The following is a 19,083-nucleotide window of genomic DNA, read 5'->3' on the forward strand; positions in this document are numbered from 1 at the left end:
ATCTTGAGTAAACTGACTAACAGCCGCTTGTAATGCCTGAAATCCGGCCTGATAGTTTTCGCTTAATGCGCTGGCACTACTTCCTTGTGCTTTCGAAGGACCTAAGTACATATCAATACTCATCGCTGTTCTCCTTGTCTGCTAGTACTCTCTTTTTTTCGTAAAATAGTTCATCTTGACGATCTTCTATTTTTCTCTGTTCTTTATGTAATTGCTCTTTTTGATCCTCTAAATGATACAATATCCCTTGCTGCTTCTGCTTACTTTGCCACTGCAGCTCTTCTATTTCATCCCTATCTTCTCCAATAAAATGATCCAAACGATCCATCAGCTGATTGCCTTGAAAGAAAAGTTCGTGATAATTTTCTTCGATCCTTTGTGTATCTCGTTGGACTTGGATCATTTCGTCTAATTCATGTTCAATTTTCCGTTCCTCTACTAATAAATCATCCCATCTTGACTGGTGTTCATTCATACATTCACCTCGATCCGCGCATCATTTTACGAATCGTTGCATCCGCTTCATCAAATTCTGCTGCCACGCTCTTTATATTATTGGCATCTGTTGCAATGGCTGCGCTGATCGTCTGTACCATAGACTGCACCTCTTTCATGGCATTTTTTGCCGCTGTATTTCCTGAAACGGTTGACTGTTCGTCTGTTACAACAGACTGCTGGCTGTTCAGGTCGTCCATCGCAGAAAAGATCCCTCTTGCGAGTTCTCCAGCAACTGCACTATTGCTACTAATCGGTTCCATCAAATCAACCCACTTTCTAAATTAATTATCATTATGATAATTATAGATTACCATAAGAGTTGTCTAAACTTTTTTCAGAAATTTCGCGATAGATAATCATTTCGTTTATATAGTAATTTTTAACGGACTCAGTAGCATTTATTCCATCTTTTCATCTGTTGAACTTCTCGAATAAAAGTGGATTTTGTTGCTTGTTCGCCTTGATTCTCGCTGTCGATTTATTTATACTTAGTGTATAGAATGGAAATAAAAAAGCTGAGTAAGTCCTGATTCAGAACATCACTCAACTTTATGACAATTTAATCTTTGGCACCTTTTTGTTTGGCTGGAACCGAACGAAAATGGTCTTGAAAACAGCAACCACTGTCCGTGCAAGTTTGCCAATAGTAAATGAATCACTAGCTTTTTTGTTGTGTCTCTTTTTGAGCGACAACTAGAAAAGAATGCTAGGTTTCTTTGAGATACTATTGACTTATTCAGGTATTGGACATTGCGCCAATGCCTTTTTTGTTTCTATTCTATGGTTGATTTTTTTCTAAAGTAACAATGTACGGAGTTAAAAATAGAAAAATAAAAAACGGCACCTTACAACCTGACTGGAATCACGTTGCAAGGCCCCGAATAAACAGCAACCACTGCTTATCCGAGTTGCCGATAGCGCGTACTGAAGTACTCGCATGTTTTATTGTACTGAATTTTGATTGATTTGACTAGGGATATTAGCAGATTCTTTCATTTTTCTGGCGATTTCATGCGTTCTTTGACGAACTATTGCACACGATGAGGCACAGATAGGTCTGATCGTTTTTTATTTTCCTGTTGGTTTTTACAAAAAAAGGAATGGATGTGTAGTGATGAGTAAAGAACAGAATTTGAAAGCAGTACCTTATCAGGATATTTTGGATGTGCGGAGTGAGTTGATCAAGCTTCGGTCTTGGCAGAAGTCGTTGGTTTATTTGGATGAGTTTTTTGATGGGAAGGTTACGAGGAATAAGAAGGATATACAGATGCGGTATTATTCTTGTCAGCAGTTGTATCAGGTATTTTCTGGGGATTTTGAGGAGGTTTTGAAGGAGAGTGAGGAGATTGTGGGGAGGATGATGCAGAGGAGAAAAACTTGAACCAGAACTCATAAAATACAAAAAAGCTGAACTTTTTCAGCTTTTTTTACTATATTTAGAAAATCTTATTTACCAAAAAAATTACATACATTCTAAAATAATTTAGACTGACAATCTTGCATTTAACATATTTATTAAACCATCTTTTATATCCATATATCTATCTAAAAGACCATAAGATTCTAAAACGCATTTATCAAAATCAATTCTTTCTTCCAATTCTAACATTGAAATTGTATCACCTATTTCGTATTTTTTTACAAAACTGAACTTATACAATATTTTTTTTACTTCATCTTCATTCAGCTTATATGGATTTAGCATCTGCATCTTTTGAATATTGTTTTTAGATAAATCTAAAGCACCTAATCCTCTACCGAAACCAGAAGCTTCAATTAAAAACAAACCAATAACTGAGTTTAAAAGTGCATGTAATAATTCTACATTATCATTTGCTTTTTTTCTATTTAATCCAATTAATCGCTGATTGATAAAGGATGGATTTTCTAACTTTGCCCAAAATAATCTTTCCCCAGGATTTAGTGAAGTTACGAACTCAGCGACAGCACCTGTTGTTCTCATTTCATACCACATCAAGTCATTAGTTTCTAAAACCTCTTTTAACGGTCTACCAACTTTATTTACTCCAAATTCAAAACGCTTAATCCAATTTATAGCTCCAAAATGCCCCAATAATTTTAATTCATTCAAAGTTTTTGAACAACAAAAAGCCATACCATCGGTGTTTGTTTCATAAGAATTAATACTTCTAGAACTTTTAAGGATTGGTTTTAAATAACAATTTTCTATTTCTGATTCATTATCGGGGTAAAATAATTCATCCCATCCTCTTCTCATTCCTCTAATAACTGAAAATACATTAGATATAGAAATTAATTGCCCTTCAAGTTCATCAATCCATGAAACATTATAGAATAATGAATTTAAAGATAAATTCATTCCCATATACTGCTCAATTTTATCTGTTGCATACTCTGTTATTTGTAGAATCTCATTTGAGGATGATATCAACAAATTATTTGATATTTTTCTGATGTCCTCGTCAGTTAGATTATCTAAATTTTCACATAATAAAGCAAATTGTACCTTATCAGTTTGTAACTCACGTTGTGTTTCCTTTTTCTCTAAAATCAGTATCGATGACATTACTTCTGCATTTGGGAACCATCTTCCTCTACCTGAAATTATAATTGCTTTTATATTATAGTATAAAGATAAAGCCTTATAAAATTTTTTTCCTGACTGAGTACCTAACCATGAATTAGAAGTTACTACACCAACTCTTCCGTTATTTGCTAATATTTTATTTAAATATAAGACTATATAAAAATAGAAATCAGATCTTCTATCTAAAATTAATTCTTTGTTAGAAAATTCATAAACTTCATTATTTATCTCATTTATGTAACTATTTTCTGATTCATCAATTATTTCAAATGGAACAAATGGAAGATTTGATACTATATTTTTGTATTTAGGTAACTCATATTCTATTTCATTTCCAGTTTCAGGAGAAACTATTTTAATTTTAGTATTTTCTGAAAGAGAAAAAACATTTTTTTGAAAAACTTTATTGATAAGATTCATAGATGTCTGAGTAGTTAGAGTCATATTGGCAACTTGTAGTGGAAAAAGCATTTTATCTGATGCCCATATTTTATCGTGTGCTTCTCGTTCTGTCATATTTGAATTAATCATTAATTCCATTAATACCTTAGGGATGATTCCAGTTCCACAACAAGGATCAATCGAATGATCTTCAATATTAAGGACTGTAGAATAAACTAATAGTTTAGCTAGTTTTTCTGGTGTCGTATATTGACCTATTATTTCTCTTTTAAATTGAGCAATAGAAGTCTCAAGTAACTTTTGTAACATTTCATGTGGTAAGTACTTACCATTCAAAAATGTATTAAATTCAATAAACCTATGCCACACATGTCTAGGTAAATATTCATTATATTTCTGCGGTTCAAAAATAGTGTAAAAATCACTTGTCTTAGTTATTCTCTTAAAAATATTATTAACTTCATCTGGATGTGTATCGAATGAAATATTTTCAAGTTCTCTAGCAATATTATGAGTTTCCATAATAATATGACCAAATATAAATCTTGTAAGCCAATTTAGAATAACATTTTTAGAATAAGCTACATATCCATCATACTCATCCATTAAATACTCATTTTTTGAATCCAACCACCAGTTTGAAATCTCTATATCAATTAACCTATTTTTTTGCGATTCACTTTTTAAATATGCAGCTACATCATTCTTAAAATCAGAAATTAGATAAGATATGACGTTTTGAGATATTTCGCTCAGTTCCCTCTCAACTATCTCACCAGAAATGTAAAAATTATTTATTTCAACTAGAAATTGTTTCAAAAAATTTTTCCATATACTTTCTTTAGTTTTAACTTCTATACGGCTAGTTATAGAATTTAGATTATTCCATTGTTTTTTCACAACCCAATTACCATTATCTTTCACATAAAGTACTACATCATGAAAATTCCATAATACTGTACTATTCAACCCTAACTTATCAGCTTTAAATTGCGCATCTTCAATATAAGCTGTATCGAATACTGAAACGTCTGGCATTTTTAATTCCCATCCCTGTAGGATTAGATTTTTGTTATCATCAGCGTATAACAAAACATCTGGAAACATAATTTTTCTAGCATCAGCACTCTGCGAATTATTTATAGTAGTTTCACCACCAGCTCTTTTTATAACTATGCTCACCGTTGAAACATATTGATTTATATTAGATATTAAATCAATAGCAGCACTTCTTTCATTTTCATTCATATTCGCAACCATTAATATTTATTCCTCCTTAAATAAATTTGCTTTAATTATACTGTCCTTTTTATCACTTGAATCTTCCAATAAATAATATGCTTCCAAAACTCTATTTTTTGCAATTTCTACATAACTTGTATTATCGTCCTTAAATCTATTACTTTCACTATCCTTATCTATTCCAATAAAATTTCGTCCTTCTTTAACAGCACTTACCAAAAAAGACCCACTTCCACACGTGTTATCTAATATTGTATCACCAATATTAGTATAGGTATTAATCAAATATCTACCTAAATCAACTGGTTTTTGAGTCGGATGATAGACATTTCCTTCCGACTCTGCCGTTTTAAAATATATAATATCTGTAGGATATCTTTGACCATCACTTTTTACTTCTGATGGAGAAAAATCCCCATAACTTCCCGTTAACTGGTTTTTTCTTGTCCCTTTATTGTAAGGGGTTCCGTTCCCCATTTGTGGATTGTATGTGGGTTGCTTCTTATAAAAAACACATATATCCTCATATTTTCTTAATGGTTGCTTTTTTGCATTTAGAAAATTTGTTGCTTTTGATTTTTCCCAAACTAGTTTGTATTTAAACATTTTAGGATTACTAAGCATCAATTCTGCGGTGAACATCCCACTAGATGTCAATACAATTGCCCCATTTTTCTTAATAATTCGGTTATATTCTTTCCATAATAAATCCAAAGAAATTACACTATCCCAATTATTTTGAGTATGACCATATGGTAAATCACATAAAACCATATCAATTGACTCGTCATCAATCTTTTTCATAACTTCTATGCTATCGCCTACTATAACGTTATTTATAAAATTTTTATTTTTCATATAAAACCTCACTATATCAATTTTTAGTTTCAAACTTAAAAAAATAAAATTTTCTATCTTGGTTTGAATCTTTTTAAAGTACTTCAAACTAAAATATACAGTTCATTCTGAATATTTACAAGTATTTTTAAAATATGATTACAAATAAAAAAAGACTTATCATTAAAATGACAATGGTATAAAAATAGCAGACTTATTTATAATAATTTCAAACAAAAAAACTCTAGCTAGCATCTTACCCTTTTTTCCAAACAATTCATATTAAACAAAATGGTTTATTCAACATTGGCAAACACCATATACTTGTTTGTGCCAAGTCCATACTACACACAATACAGTCATTCAAATTTTATTTTTAGTTTAAGCTATTTAAATTAATCTTTCATTGTTTAACATAATTTTTTATCTTGATAGGATCAGCAAAAGTGAATAGATCCTCTTCATATAGATTAGTGCCTTGAAAAATCCAAATTATGCTATGCAAATGATTAAAAAAAGGAATCAGATACTCAATTTAAATCTCTTTTCTTAAGTAATATTTCTTCGACTTTTTATTATATTTATCTAAGTCACTCTTGGCTAACTTATCAGAGATATCCATCTTGATTGAAAGAGAATATCTTTTTAAAACTGTACTTTTCTGATCACAAAATTTTAAATGACTTTCAATTATCTGCTTTATTTTAAATAATTCAGAAATATAACATGCCGAAAGTACCCGTAAGTAGATAATCTTGTTATGCATTATCGTTTTTCAATATATATAACTAGATTATTTTTTAAACTTCACTTTTTGGAAGTAACATAAAACTTTTTTCATATGAAATAAAGTTAAAGTATAAGCTTTATTATTAATCCCTGAACCTACACTTTTGGATATCTAAAAAAAGCTTAAGCTTATTAGTAGACTCTTTAGCAATACTTCAAATAGCACTAAATATATTAAAAATGAATTTGTCCATAATCTTCCAAATAAAATTATTTTAGCTTAAATCAATTCAGACAAAATAAAAAGCTAGAAACACTGTTATATCAGCATTCCTAGCCCATATTATAGGTCTAGCCAACAGACCCTTCCATCTCATAACTAATCAATCGATTCAACTCAACCGCATACTCCATCGGCAATTCCTTCGTAAACGGCTCTACAAATCCCATAACGATCATCTCAGTCGCTTCTTGCTCTGACAAACCACGGCTCATAAGATAATAAAGCTGTTCTTCTGAAATTTTCGAAACCTTCGCTTCATGCTCCAACGCCACTTGACTGTTATGGATCTCATTAAACGGAATCGTATCTGATTTCGATTTATCATCCATGATGATCGTGTCACACTCAATGTGTGAAATCGAACCAGCACTATCTTTGGCGAAGGTTACTTGTCCACGGTAGTTCACTTCTCCGCCATCTTTGGCGATCGATTTTGAAACGATCGAGCTTGATGTGTTTGGTGCGTTATGAATCATTTTTGCCCCTGTATCTTGGATTTGGTTTTCGCCGGCGAATGCGATTGATAGCATCGTGCCGCGTGCGCCTTTTCCATCTAGATAGACACTTGGGTATTTCATCGTTGCTTTTGCTCCTAGGTTTCCATCGATCCACTCAACGGTTGCACCTTCGTAAGCTTTGGCACGTTTGGTTACTAGGTTGTATACGTTATCTGACCAGTTTTGGATCGTTGTGTAACGTGTATAGGCATCTTTATGGGTAAAGATCTCAACGATCGCTGCGTGTAAGCTATTGCTTGTGTACGTAGGTGCGGTACAGCCTTCTACGTAGTGAACACTTGCGCCTTCATCCACAATGATCAACGTACGTTCAAATTGTCCTGTGTTTTCCGCATTGATCCGGAAGTAGGTTTGTAATGGGACATCTACGCGAACGCCTTTCGGTACATAGATAAAGGTTCCACCAGACCAAACAGCAGAGTTTAGTGCTGCTAATTTGTTATCTGTTGGTGGCACTAATTTTGAGAAGTATTTCTTGAATAAATCAGGGTATTCTTTCAACGCTGAATCTGTATCGGTAAAGATGATCCCTAATTTTTGGAATTCTTCTTTCATATTGTGGTAAACCACTTCTGATTCGTACTGCGCTGAAGCTCCAGCTAGGTAAGCACGTTCAGCTTCTGGTATCCCGATTTTTTCAAAGGTTTCTTTGATTTTATCTGGTACATCGTCCCAGTCACGAGCAGGTTTATCGCTGGCTCTTTGGAAATATTTGATCTTATCAAAATCGATATCTGATAAATCCGGTCCCCATTCCTGCATTTTCATTTTATTGAATTGTTCTAATGATTTTAAACGGAATTCTAGCATCCATTCTGGTTCTTCTTTTTTACGTGAAATTTCTCTAACGACTTCCTCTGTTAGTCCATCTCCCGTACTGAAGATTGGTTTCACATCATCGTGGAAACCAAATTTATATTCTTCTAACTCTGGTACGTTGCTCATTATTTCACCTTCCCTTAAATATAAGTTCGAACTAAAAGGAAACAACGTTCCTCTTGATTTGTATTTTTATTCTTCGCAGTGTAATTGTCCTGCAGTTCCTTGTCCGTCATTTTCCACTGCTTGCTCTAATGCTTTCCACGCTAATGTGGCGCATTTGATCCGTGCTGGGAATTTCGCTACGCCGCCAAGCATCGCTGCATCACCGAGTTTTTCTTCATCTGATACCTCATTGCCTTGCACCAATTGGGAGAAATCTTCCGCAAGCTGCTCTGCTTCAGTTAAGCTTTTTCCGATGACTGCATCGGTCATCATGCTGGCACTTGCGGTGCTGATCGAACAGCCGCTGCCGTTAAAGGCGATATCTTTGATGATATTATCCTGGATATCCAGCTGTAATTCGATCACATCACCGCACGTCGGATTGTTCATTTCGATTGTCTGACTTGACGCATCCAAGCTTCCATGATGATGGGGATGGCTAGAATGATCTAAGATCACTTGACGGTATAAATTATCTAATTTAGAGAGAGCCATGTTGGAAAAACTCCTTTGTCGCTAAAATTGCTTCGATCAATCGATCCGCGTCTGCTTTTGTATTATAGAGATAAAAGCTTGCTCTAGCTGTTGCTGCTACGTCTAAATATTTCAGTAATGGCTGGGCACAATGATGTCCTGCCCGAACTGCCACACCTTCCATATCTAAAGCTGTCGCTGTATCATGAGGATGCAGTCCATCTAAATTAAACGCGATCACACCTGTATGATGCGCAGGATCTTGTGGTCCATACACCGTTAAACCATCGATCGCTAACAATTTTGGCAATACATACTCTACTAATTCTGCTTCATGTTGATGGACATTATCTAAACCGATCTCGTTGAGAAAATCGATTGCGGCACCCAAAGCGATCGCGCCGCCAATATTTGGCGTTCCTGCTTCGAACTTCCATGGCAATTCTTTCCATGTACTATCATACAAATTCACAAAATCGATCATTTCTCCGCCAAATTCGATGGGCTCCATTTTCTCCAGCAATTCGCGTTTTCCATATAATACACCAATTCCAGTTGGGGCGCACATTTTATGTCCGCTAAAAGCATAAAAATCCGCATCGATGGCTTGAACATCCACCGACATATGAGGAACAGCTTGCGCACCATCGACAACTAAGACAGCACCATGACTGTGCGCTAATTCAGCTAGTTCTTTAACTGGATTGATCACACCTAAGACGTTAGAGACATGAGCGATAGAAACGATCTTGGTTTTGTCTGTGATTTGTTGTTTCGCACTTTCCATATCTAAAAAGCCGTCTGCTGTAATCTCGATATATTTCAAGGTTGCGCCTTTGCGTTCTGCTAGTTGTTGCCAAGGGATAATATTAGAGTGATGTTCCATGTAAGAAATCACGATTTCATCACCGGCTACTACTGCTAAATCACCATAGCTTTTTGCGACCCAGTTCAAGCTAGTCGTTGTGCCTCGCGTGAATAATGTTTCAGCTGTTTCTTTAGCATTGATAAAAGCTCTAACTTTTTCACGAGCCGCTTCATAATCTTTTGTTGCCCGTTCAGCTAAAGTATGCACACCACGATGGACATTGGCGTTATCATGTTCGTAATAATAAGTCAGTCTATCTAAAACTGCTTTCGGTTTTTGAGTTGTTGCTGCATTATCCAGATAAACAAGCGGCTCGTCATTTACTTCTTGAAACAAGATGGGAAACTGTTGCCGAATCTTATCTGCGTTTATCATGCATTCAACTTCCCTTCAATAACATCTACAAATTCTTTTTGGACTTCTTTGACTGGGATCGCTGTGATCACTGAGCCTAAGAAACCACGAATGACCAAACGTTCTGCTTCTTCTTTGCGTAGACCACGACTCATTAAATAGTACATTTCTTCTGGATCGACACGACCAACACTGGCCGCATGTCCTGCAGTTACTTCATTTTCATCGATCAATAAAATTGGGTTCGCATCACCACGGGCTTTGTCAGAAAGCATCAAGACACGGCTTTCTTGTTGCGCATCTGCTCCTTTAGCCCCTTTTAAGATATGACCGATTCCGTTGAAGGTCAATGTTCCTTTTTCACGAATAACTCCGTGTTGTAAAATGTGCCCTACAGAATGAGAGGCTTTATTGGTTACACGCGTATCGATTCCTTGTGTTTGTTTGCCGGCACTGATTGCCACAACTTTGACTTCTGAGTGAGAGCCTTCGCCTACTAAGTCAGAATCAAAATCAGCAACCACATCGCCATCATTCATGACACCGATCGCCCAGTCAACTGAGGCATCGCGCATGATATGACCACGACGGTTCATATAAGTCGAAAGGTTTTCACCTAATTGATCGACTGCTGAATACTTCACTTTTGAGCCAGCTTTGGCAATCACTTCAACAATGATGTTTGCCGAAACTTTTGCTTTACGTTCGCCGATCGTTTGGAATCGTTCTAAATAACTAAATTCACTATGCTCATCTGCAATGATCAAGACATGTTTGAAGAAGGGTTGTTCACTATCTGAATCTTGGATAAAGATCGATTCGATCGGTTCTTCGATCACGACATTTTTGGGTACATATAAGAACACACCGCTATTCATGAACGCTGTATGAAAAGCTGTCAGCTTGTCTTCGTCCATCTCCACAGCTTTTGTCATATAGTATTCTTTGACTAGATCACCATGTTCCTGCATCGCAGTGAACAGATCAGTGAAGATCACGCCTTGGTCAGCTAATTTTGCTGAAAGCTGTTCAAATGCTGTGATCGATCCTTGCTGTACGATGACTGGATTGTCTTTCATTGCATCAAAACTAGGGATATTCATCGCTTGTGGTGTATATTCATCTGTATTTACGTTAAACAAAGGCCAACGGTGAAATTTCACCCGTTCGATCTTTGGTAATTCTAAGTGTTCAGCTTTTTCTAAAGCCGCTGCGCGCAAGTCCGTCATCCATGAGGGTTCTTCGTTACGTGCTGAAAAAGCTTTGATGTCGTCAAGATAATTTGCTGTTGTGATATCTTTCATTTATCTTGTCCTCCTTACGCTTCTTCTTTGTATTCGATACCTAATTCTTCACTGATTCCAGCATAGCCTTCTGCTTCTAAACGTTTTGCAAGATCAGCGCCGCCTGTTTTTACGACACGGCCTTCCATCATGATATGCACCACATCAGGTGTGATGTAATTCAATAGACGTTGGTAGTGAGTGATGATCAATGCGCCAAAGTTTTCGCCGCGCATTTCGTTTACGCCTTTTGAGACAACTTTTAGCGCATCGATATCTAGACCAGAATCGATTTCATCTAAAATAGCAAATGTTGGTTCCAACATTAATAATTGTAAAATTTCATTACGTTTCTTTTCTCCGCCTGAGAAGCCTTCATTCAAATAACGTTCAGCCATTTCTTCCGGCATATTTAGTAGTTCCATTTTTTTATCTAATTTTTTGATGAACTGCATCACAGAAATTTTGTCGTCTTCATCACGTTTGGCATTGATCGCCGCACGCATGAATTCAGCATTTGTGATACCAGGAATTTCACTTGGGTATTGCATCGCTAAAAATAGACCTAAACGCGCACGTTCATCTACTTCAAGTTCTAAGACATTTTCGCCATCAAAAAGAATTTCACCTTCTGTGACTTCGTAATTTGGATTTCCCATGATCGCAGCAGATAATGTCGATTTACCTGTTCCGTTTGGTCCCATGATCGCGTGGATCTCTCCTGTTTTCATGGTCAGGTTCACACCTTTTAAAATCTTCTTATCTTCGATTGATACGTGTAAATTTTTAATCTCTAAAACGGACATGTATAATTCCCTCCAACTTAAAAATAATTATTTTATCGTTCTCATTCATTTTATCCTAATTGAGAATGATAAGCAATCTCTTTACTAGAATAATTCTTAATTACTAGAGGTTTTCTTTGTGAAAAAATGGACTTATTTAGAATCTTTCTAAAGTGAATCTCTTCTTATCGTCTATAAAACAGCTAACCCAAATCATTTTTGACAAACAAAAAAAGAAAGTTCTTCTACATTAAGCAGAAGCCCTTCCTTTTTCTTCTAAATTATTGAGGAATAATTGAGATGTATGTTCCAGTGATCTGAACTTTAGACATACTATCTATATTCGGTAACGCTGCCCAGTTAGGCACTGGTGCACGGTCAGCTTTTACATGTAAAACTGTTCCGCCAGGTAATCCTTCTGTCACGGCCATTGTCGTTTTATAAACAGGTGTTAAGCCATTCACTCTTTGAATGTTGAATGCCCAAATTTTAGTATTACCATTAAAGTAAGATTCTCTTGGTGAATAGGTTCCTTCAAAATCAAAAATCCGATCCTTCACAACATAGGCTGCTTGGATTTTTTGTGTATTTGCCGTTACATGCGCATACTGGATCTCTCCAGAATAATCAGCATAGCTAAAACCAGTTGCACTCGTTCCAGAAAATACACCAGAATAGATTCTTTTCCACTCACCCTCTGAATTAAACGTGAAGGTCGCTCCTTGATTCAAATCATATTCACTTGCCTCCGCACTTGAACTAGTTCCAACAACAGCAAAACAAATTGCCATCATCGAAACAAAAAATAAAACAATGTTGCTTTTTTTCATGTTAACCTCTCCTTTTTTATAAATGTGCACTAGATGAGACTATCATAAAAAAACATTCAAATCAACTTAAAGAACAAAATTATTATTTTAAAATAATAAATAAATTACAATAAACATGTCTTTTTTATAGAGTATTCTGAGTAGACAAAAAAAGCTGAACTACAACTTGACAGAGCGTAGTTCAGCTGTTTCTATTTTGTTTACTTATCTACAGGTTTCACTGAGCCATCCCATTTTTCAAGAATCCAGTCTTGGATTTCTTTACTATGCAAGGCGTCGACCAATTTTTTGATTTTATCACTATCTTTATCTTCTGAACGAACTGCAACGATATTCACATATGGCGAGTTATCTTTTTCAAGCAAGACAGAATCTTTCAATGGATTCAAGCCTGCACTGTATGCAAAGTTGGCATTGATCGCAACAAGGTCAGCTTCATCATTGTTATACGTTGTTGTTAAGACTTCAGGGTTGATGTTATGAATAAACTTCAAGTTTTTAGGATTTTTGTCGATATCTTCAAATGTTGCTGTTTCTAGATCAACACCATCTTTGACCGTTACTAAATCCGCATCTTGTAAAATCGTGATGATTCGGCCCCAGTCTGATTCTGAGTTAGAGGTGATGATCGTCGCGCCATCTTTCAAATCCTTGATATCTTTGATACGTTTTGAGTATAAGCCCATTGGCTCGATATGGATACCGCCCGCATTGGCGAAATCATATTTGTTTTCTTTTACTTGTAGATTGAAGTATGGAATATGTTGGAAGTAGTTTGCATCGATATCGCCTTCTGCCAAGTTTTTGTTTGGTAAAATGTAATCATCGAATTGAACGATTTCCAAATCAACGCCTTCTTTTTTAAGGATTGGTTTTACTTGCTCCAAAATTTCTGCGTGTGGAGAAGCAGATGCGCCGACTTTTAAAACAGAAGATTCTTTGTCTGATCCCGCAGTTTTACTATCATCTGTTTTACTATTTCCGCCACCACATGCTGCTAAACTAACTGCAACGACTGCCAATGCTGCTAAACCGAATAATTTCTTTTTCATCTTTATTTCCTCCAATTATTTTCTATATTAATTGCTTATCGTTTGTCTGAACGTTTTACCAATTGATCACCGACAAATTGAATGATAAACACAATCATCAAAATTAAGATCGTTGCTACAAGTGTTACTGTATTATTGTTCCGGCTAAACCCTTCTTGGTAAGCTAACCCGCCAAGGCCACCACCACCGATGATTCCGGCCATTGCCGTAAATCCGATCATCGTGATCGTTGTTAACGTGATTCCTGATAGTAATGCTGGTTTGCTTTCCGGGATCAAGACTTTAAAAATCTTTTGAAGTTTAGAAGCCCCCATCGCATCAGCAGCTTCTAATACACCACTATCCACTTCACGAAAGGCAATTTCAACTAATCTAGCATAAAAGGGTGCTGCAGATACGATCAATGATGGGATAGCCGCTTTTGCACCGATCCCTGTTCCCACTAATTTCCGAGAGAAATCCATCAACAAGATGATCAATACAATATAAGGAATCGAGCGGAAAACATTACTAACAACGGATAACACACTATAGCTGATTTTCGCTAGAGGAGACTTGTTGCGGCTCAAACTATATAACAGCAATCCTAACAAGAATCCGATAATAATGACAAAAATCATTGCAACGACTGTCATAAACAATGTATCGACCGCCGCTTGTTTCATTGACTCTGGGTTCACCCGGCTAAAATTCAAGTACTTTTCAACAAATGTTTCATTCGCCACGGTGAATCACCTCCAACCCAACTTCTTTTTCTGTGAAGAAAGCGAGTGTCTTTTCGACTTCACTTTGTTCTCCTAAAACCATGACCGTCAAGGTTCCAAAGGCGCCTTCTTTCGCTTGCTGTACTTGACCTTGAACGACATTGATGTCAACGTTGAACTGACGAATCGCTTGAGAAATCACTGGTTCATTGGCATTGTCTCCGCTAAACTGAAGCGTAACGACTAAACCTGCTGGATTTTCTTTGATCAACTCACCAAGTAGCTCTTCTGTGTCTTCTTTTGGCTCAAGTTCTTGTTGAACAAAACGTTTTGTGACAGCTTGTTGGGGATTTCTGAAGACTTCTAATACGTCTCCTTCTTCCACGATTTGTCCAAGCTCCATTACAGCTACCTTATTACAAATTTTACGGATCACATGCATTTCGTGTGTGATCAGTACGATGGTTAGATTCAATGTTTTATTGATTTCAAGTAGTAGATCCAATACTTCGTCTGTTGTTTGCGGATCTAAGGCGCTGGTTGCTTCATCACAAAGTAAGATCTCTGGATTATTTGCCAATGCTCTGGCGATCCCCACCCGTTGTTTTTGGCCACCGGACAACTGACTTGGATAGGCATCTCCTCTGCCTTCTAAACCGACTAAAGTCAAAAGCTCCTGTGCTCGCTCTTTTCTACTGCTTTTAGGCACTCCGGCTAATTCTAACGGCAACATGATATTTTCTAAAATCGTTCTTGACCATAGCAGATTGAAGTGTTGGAAAATCATGCCGATCTTCTTGCGGAACTGACGAAGTTCACGATTCGCCATTTGCGCGACATTGTGTCCTTGGATGTTTACTTCTCCTTCTGTTGGCAGTTCCAAGCCATTTAACAGACGAACCAAGGTACTCTTTCCTGCTCCAGAGTAACCTACGATACCATAAATGTCGCCCTGCTCAACAGATAAAGACACATCATTGACGGCCGTTACTTGCCCGTTTTTACCGGAAAATTGTTTTTTTACGTGTTGTAATTCAATTAGAGGCATTTTTCCCCCTCGACTTTCTTTTGTTTTGCTTGTTTAAGTATACTATATGTTTGGCTGTATGGTTAGACTTATCTTGGTGATCGAGCGTGTGTTTTAAACTATGGATACTTTGATTTTTTGATTCTAGTACCTTCAATGAAAGATTGGCTTGTTTCACTAGTAACGTAACTTCGCTCACTTTGTTCGCCAAGTATTGTTCAACATCTGCTCTGACCTAAACTGTTCTTTGTTTCACTAGTAATGTAACTTCGCTCACTTTGTTCGCCAAGTACTGTTCAACATCAGGTTACTAAGTAACCTGTGTTGAACATGCAAAAAGCTTCCGCCCTTGTGTCTTATTCGACAAAAGGACGAAAGCTTGTCTTTCGTGTTACCACCTTGATTTACTATCATTTCACAATAATAGCCTTATACAGTACTTGAATTCGTATACTGTGGTGCTGTAACGGGCACACCCGTAATAAGTTTACTCATGCTCACTTATTCTGCTCAAAGACCATCTTCCATATCAATCACGTTGCCTATTTTCAGCAAACAAGGCTCTCTTTAAAACACTTTTGACATGTACTCTTCTTTTCAAAGCTTTCAATTTATATTGATGAAATTATAGCAACAACCAAAACACTTGTCAAACATTTTTATGCTTATACTAGCTCTTCTTCGTTAACGTTAGTTAAAACAGCGATCCATGCATTCGTTTGATTAGGGTCATCAAGGACACTTGGCTCATTTTCAGCAGCTTCATTGATAGAAGCAACCGTTCCAGTTACCGGTGAACTAAATTCACTCACTGCTTTTTCTGCTTCCACTTCAATCAAGGAATCACCTTTTTTTAATTCTTGACCCACTTTTGGTAATGTTGCAAAAGTGATATTGCCTAATTCTTCTTGCGCTTCATTTGTCAGGCCTACCTTGTATCCTTCAGCGGTTTTCAAGACCCATAAGTTATCAATGATTTTTACTTCTTCAGCCATTATTGAATAGCTCCTTCGTAATCAGATTCTTTAAATCCGTTCGCTAAAAATTGATCTCCTTTAACAAAAATCGGACGTTTGATCAACATACCGTCTGTCGCTAAAAGCTCGCTGGCTTCTTTGATCGAAAAGTCATTGACTTTGTCTTTCAAGCCTTGTTCTCTATAACGAACACCGCTTGTATTGAAGAAACGACGAACAGGCAGATCACTTTGCTCCATCCAACTTGCTAACTGTTTCGCTGTTGGCGGATTTTCGATCATATCGATCGTTTCATAGTTGACCTTTTTTTCATCTAACCAAGCCTTTGCTTTTTTACATGTTGAACACTTTGGATACCAGAAAAATGTATACATTCTAACGCCCTCTTTCGTTTAATATTCTTCGATCACTGCTTCTTTTTGATATTTCATGGACATGATCAAACCTACGCCCAGCATATTTCCTAAAATAGATGAACCACCCTGACTAATAAATGGCAACGGAATCCCTGTCAATGGCAGAAGTCCAATGTTTGCACCGATATTTTCAAATACGTGGAATAAGATCATCATGATGATCCCTGTCGCAATATAGGCATAAAATTCATTATTCGTCTCAAAACAAACTTTGATCATGCGGTAAATCAAGATAAAGTATAGCAAAATAATAAAACATCCGCCAATGAAACCAAAGTTTTCTCCCACAACCGTGAAAATCATATCTGATTCTCTGACCGGCACATACACATCGCTATTATTGAAACCTTTACCAAATAATCCGCCTGAACCAATAGCAGTCAACGCAAGCGCTGGTTGCTGCGAACGATTTGGATCATGATGAAACGGCTTCATCCATAAGTCGATCCGTTCAAACTGATAAGACTTAAATCCAACCGAATAAAGAAACTCACGCCCTGCTGTCGTTGTCACAAGGTAAATCGTTCCAGCCCCAATCAAGATAGCTACTAAAAACGTCGGTAAAATAATTTTCCAAGAAATCCCTGACATCAAGAAAACGCCACTGAAAATGGCTAAGAAAACCAACATCGTTCCAAAGTCATCTTGTAGTAAAATCAAAATCAGAACAGGCAGCGTCACCAACAGCATCTTACCGATCAACCAAAAATCAGATTTCAATGTCCGATCAACGTTCTTCACATTATGCATTGTGACAATATAAGCTAGCATCAAAATAAAAGCAATTTTCATCAATTCAGATGGCTGAAATGTTGTACCACCAAAAGAAATCCAGTTTTTAGACCCTGTTTGAGACTCTAAATAAGGATCATAAAACTTGAGCAATAGACCCATCATCACAAGACCAATGGCGTAAAAAATCGGTGTCAATCGCCAAAGTAACTTCGAGTTAAAATGCATCACCACAACGATACTGATGCCGCCAACAAGGTACCATAGTCCTTGTTTCATCAACATATTCCCTATCTCAGGCCGTAACGGATCATTGCTCAATGCTACATATAATGAAAGTATTCCTATGATCGACAGAAGAAAAACAGGTAAGATCACTCCGTAGTCGATTCGATTATCTAAGTTATTTAGTAATTTATTTTTATTCATTCGTCATCCCTTTTCCTTGAATCATACGCTTTTTATTATAACTTTCTATGGATAGAAAAGAAAGTGTAGACTTGAGGATTTTGGAAAAACTTTAGAGAATCAGCTTTAAAAAAGAGCATGCGAAACAGAAGTAACTACTACACTATGCTTCGATCCTATCAGTTCAGGGATACAATTTCACTATTGTTCAAGGAACAAAATGAAGCTAGTAAAATTAATTCTACATGCTAAAGCATCACAAGTTGAAAGCTTCAAAAATAAGCTGAAATCCACAAAAATTTGTAAAACAATTTTCGTGAATTCCAGCTTATTTCTCAGAGTTGAACACTTCTGTCCCACACTCTCTCATTTTTACAAATATTTAATTAGACAAAATCTTAGATTGCCTGCAGCACCTTTCTATCCATCTCACTTAAGATGCCGTCCAGCGCATTTTCCAAATGTTCGTCCAAAAGAAGCTCTACCTGTTTCTCATTTTTTGTTTTCATATAATAGTAAAGTTTCACATGGTCTTCGATCGCATTCGCTCTTCGATCATTCGAATGCACAGATAGCTCTCTAAAATAACTTAAATAGTTCTGGATGTTTTCCCTTGTATCTCTAAGTCGAAACAACTGACTCTTAGAGTAAATAAATTCGTTGAATTCAGTGAATATTGAAGCCAACTCCTCACCGTTTTCTCCCTGCTTTTGCATGAGCGACACGATTTGTTCGAACTCTTCAAAATCACGATCATTCATTTCGTGCATTGCAGTGATCGTTGCTAATCGATCCAACGATTTTCTAATGGTGAAAATTTCATACGCATCTTTGCTCGTGATTCCTTTGACGATCATCCCGCTCCCCGGCACATATTCTAAGAGGTTTTCATCATGAAGACGTTGCAGGGCGGAACGTAAGGGTGTTCTACTGATACTCACTTTGTTGCAAAGAAATAATTCATTGATCCTCGTCCCTGCTGGAATCTCTCCATTTAAGATCGTTTTTTTCAATGCTGAATACACCACTGTTTTCAATGATTTTGTGCTACTGAAGTCTAAGTTTTCTGCAACAATTTCAGCTACATCTATCATATGTGTCATTTAGTTTG

At 36.4% G+C, this 19,083-nt stretch carries 18 protein-coding genes and 1 other annotated feature; of the genes, 1 reads left to right on the forward strand and 17 read right to left on the reverse strand.

Features of this window, described 5'->3' with window-relative positions; translation table 11 throughout:
* Window positions 1-112: 112 nt before the first annotated feature.
* Both H3T55_RS00005 and H3T55_RS00010 read right to left on the reverse strand, forming a co-directional pair.
* Entirely contained in the window at window positions 113-475 is a 363-nt protein-coding gene (locus H3T55_RS00005) for a DUF3958 family protein (protein ID WP_225533220.1), read from the reverse strand.
* A 4-nt stretch (window positions 476-479) separates the two neighbouring features.
* The gene (locus H3T55_RS00010) at window positions 480-758 is read right to left on the reverse strand and encodes a TIGR04197 family type VII secretion effector (protein ID WP_225533219.1); all 279 of its coding nucleotides are present in this window, start codon (window positions 756-758) and stop codon (window positions 480-482) included.
* 854 nt (window positions 759-1,612) lie between these two features.
* Here H3T55_RS00010 and H3T55_RS00015 point away from each other — a divergent pair.
* A complete protein-coding gene (locus H3T55_RS00015) occupies window positions 1,613-1,879 on the forward strand; it encodes a hypothetical protein (RefSeq protein ID WP_225533218.1) in 267 nt (88 codons plus the stop codon).
* Between the two features lie 102 nt (window positions 1,880-1,981).
* Here the strand turns inward: H3T55_RS00015 and H3T55_RS00020 are convergent, their stop codons facing one another.
* The 15 genes from H3T55_RS00020 to H3T55_RS00090 all read right to left on the reverse strand — a co-directional run bounded on the left by H3T55_RS00020 (window position 1,982) and on the right by H3T55_RS00090 (window position 19,075).
* The gene (locus H3T55_RS00020; protein ID WP_225533217.1) at window positions 1,982-4,729 is read right to left on the reverse strand and encodes an N-6 DNA methylase; all 2,748 of its coding nucleotides are present in this window, start codon (window positions 4,727-4,729) and stop codon (window positions 1,982-1,984) included.
* Between the two features lie 6 nt (window positions 4,730-4,735).
* A complete protein-coding gene (locus H3T55_RS00025; RefSeq protein ID WP_225533216.1) occupies window positions 4,736-5,569 on the reverse strand; it encodes a DNA-methyltransferase in 834 nt (277 codons plus the stop codon).
* Between the two features lie 1,059 nt (window positions 5,570-6,628).
* The gene (gene sufB / locus H3T55_RS00030; protein ID WP_086444234.1) at window positions 6,629-8,023 is read right to left on the reverse strand and encodes a Fe-S cluster assembly protein SufB; all 1,395 of its coding nucleotides are present in this window, start codon (window positions 8,021-8,023) and stop codon (window positions 6,629-6,631) included.
* A 66-nt stretch (window positions 8,024-8,089) separates the two neighbouring features.
* Window positions 8,090-8,557 carry a Fe-S cluster assembly sulfur transfer protein SufU gene (gene sufU, locus H3T55_RS00035; protein WP_087639821.1) on the reverse strand — a complete coding sequence of 156 codons (468 nt, stop codon included), beginning with the start codon at window positions 8,555-8,557 and terminating at the stop codon, window positions 8,090-8,092.
* Window positions 8,544-9,779 carry a cysteine desulfurase gene (locus tag H3T55_RS00040; protein ID WP_225533215.1) on the reverse strand — a complete coding sequence of 412 codons (1,236 nt, stop codon included), beginning with the start codon at window positions 9,777-9,779 and terminating at the stop codon, window positions 8,544-8,546. The genes sufU and H3T55_RS00040 overlap by 14 nt, the downstream gene beginning before the upstream one ends.
* Window positions 9,776-11,062 carry a Fe-S cluster assembly protein SufD gene (gene sufD / locus H3T55_RS00045; protein WP_225533214.1) on the reverse strand — a complete coding sequence of 429 codons (1,287 nt, stop codon included), beginning with the start codon at window positions 11,060-11,062 and terminating at the stop codon, window positions 9,776-9,778. Before sufD ends, H3T55_RS00040 begins: the two co-directional genes overlap by 4 nt.
* Before the next feature lie 14 nt (window positions 11,063-11,076).
* Entirely contained in the window at window positions 11,077-11,847 is a 771-nt protein-coding gene (gene sufC, locus H3T55_RS00050) for a Fe-S cluster assembly ATPase SufC (protein WP_086279110.1), read from the reverse strand.
* Window positions 11,848-12,107: 260 nt separating this feature from the next.
* Window positions 12,108-12,656 carry a hypothetical protein gene (locus H3T55_RS00055; RefSeq protein WP_225533213.1) on the reverse strand — a complete coding sequence of 183 codons (549 nt, stop codon included), beginning with the start codon at window positions 12,654-12,656 and terminating at the stop codon, window positions 12,108-12,110.
* Between the two features lie 200 nt (window positions 12,657-12,856).
* Window positions 12,857-13,708 (reverse strand): MetQ/NlpA family ABC transporter substrate-binding protein, encoded by an 852-nt coding sequence (locus tag H3T55_RS00060; protein ID WP_225533212.1) that lies wholly within the window; start codon window positions 13,706-13,708, stop codon window positions 12,857-12,859.
* Between the two features lie 35 nt (window positions 13,709-13,743).
* Window positions 13,744-14,373 carry a methionine ABC transporter permease gene (locus tag H3T55_RS00065; protein ID WP_225533231.1) on the reverse strand — a complete coding sequence of 210 codons (630 nt, stop codon included), beginning with the start codon at window positions 14,371-14,373 and terminating at the stop codon, window positions 13,744-13,746.
* Window positions 14,374-14,422: 49 nt separating this feature from the next.
* Window positions 14,423-15,460 (reverse strand): methionine ABC transporter ATP-binding protein, encoded by a 1,038-nt coding sequence (locus tag H3T55_RS00070; RefSeq protein WP_225533211.1) that lies wholly within the window; start codon window positions 15,458-15,460, stop codon window positions 14,423-14,425.
* 343 nt (window positions 15,461-15,803) lie between these two features.
* Window positions 15,804-16,049: a binding site (T-box leader), on the reverse strand.
* Window positions 16,050-16,104: 55 nt separating this feature from the next.
* Entirely contained in the window at window positions 16,105-16,437 is a 333-nt protein-coding gene (locus H3T55_RS00075; protein ID WP_318652959.1) for a glycine cleavage system protein H, read from the reverse strand.
* The gene (locus H3T55_RS00080; RefSeq protein WP_225533209.1) at window positions 16,434-16,790 is read right to left on the reverse strand and encodes an arsenate reductase family protein; all 357 of its coding nucleotides are present in this window, start codon (window positions 16,788-16,790) and stop codon (window positions 16,434-16,436) included. The genes H3T55_RS00075 and H3T55_RS00080 overlap by 4 nt, the downstream gene beginning before the upstream one ends.
* Window positions 16,791-16,808: 18 nt before the next feature.
* Window positions 16,809-17,993 (reverse strand): FtsW/RodA/SpoVE family cell cycle protein, encoded by a 1,185-nt coding sequence (locus H3T55_RS00085; protein WP_087639812.1) that lies wholly within the window; start codon window positions 17,991-17,993, stop codon window positions 16,809-16,811.
* A 377-nt stretch (window positions 17,994-18,370) separates the two neighbouring features.
* Complete coding sequence (locus H3T55_RS00090) at window positions 18,371-19,075, reverse strand: GntR family transcriptional regulator (protein WP_225533208.1); 705 nt, start codon at window positions 19,073-19,075, stop codon at window positions 18,371-18,373.
* Window positions 19,076-19,083: the final 8 nt, after the last annotated feature.

This window comes from Enterococcus sp. S22(2020) (assembly GCF_020295385.1).
In the GTDB taxonomy this organism is placed as follows: domain Bacteria; phylum Bacillota; class Bacilli; order Lactobacillales; family Enterococcaceae; genus Enterococcus_L; species Enterococcus_L dunnyi.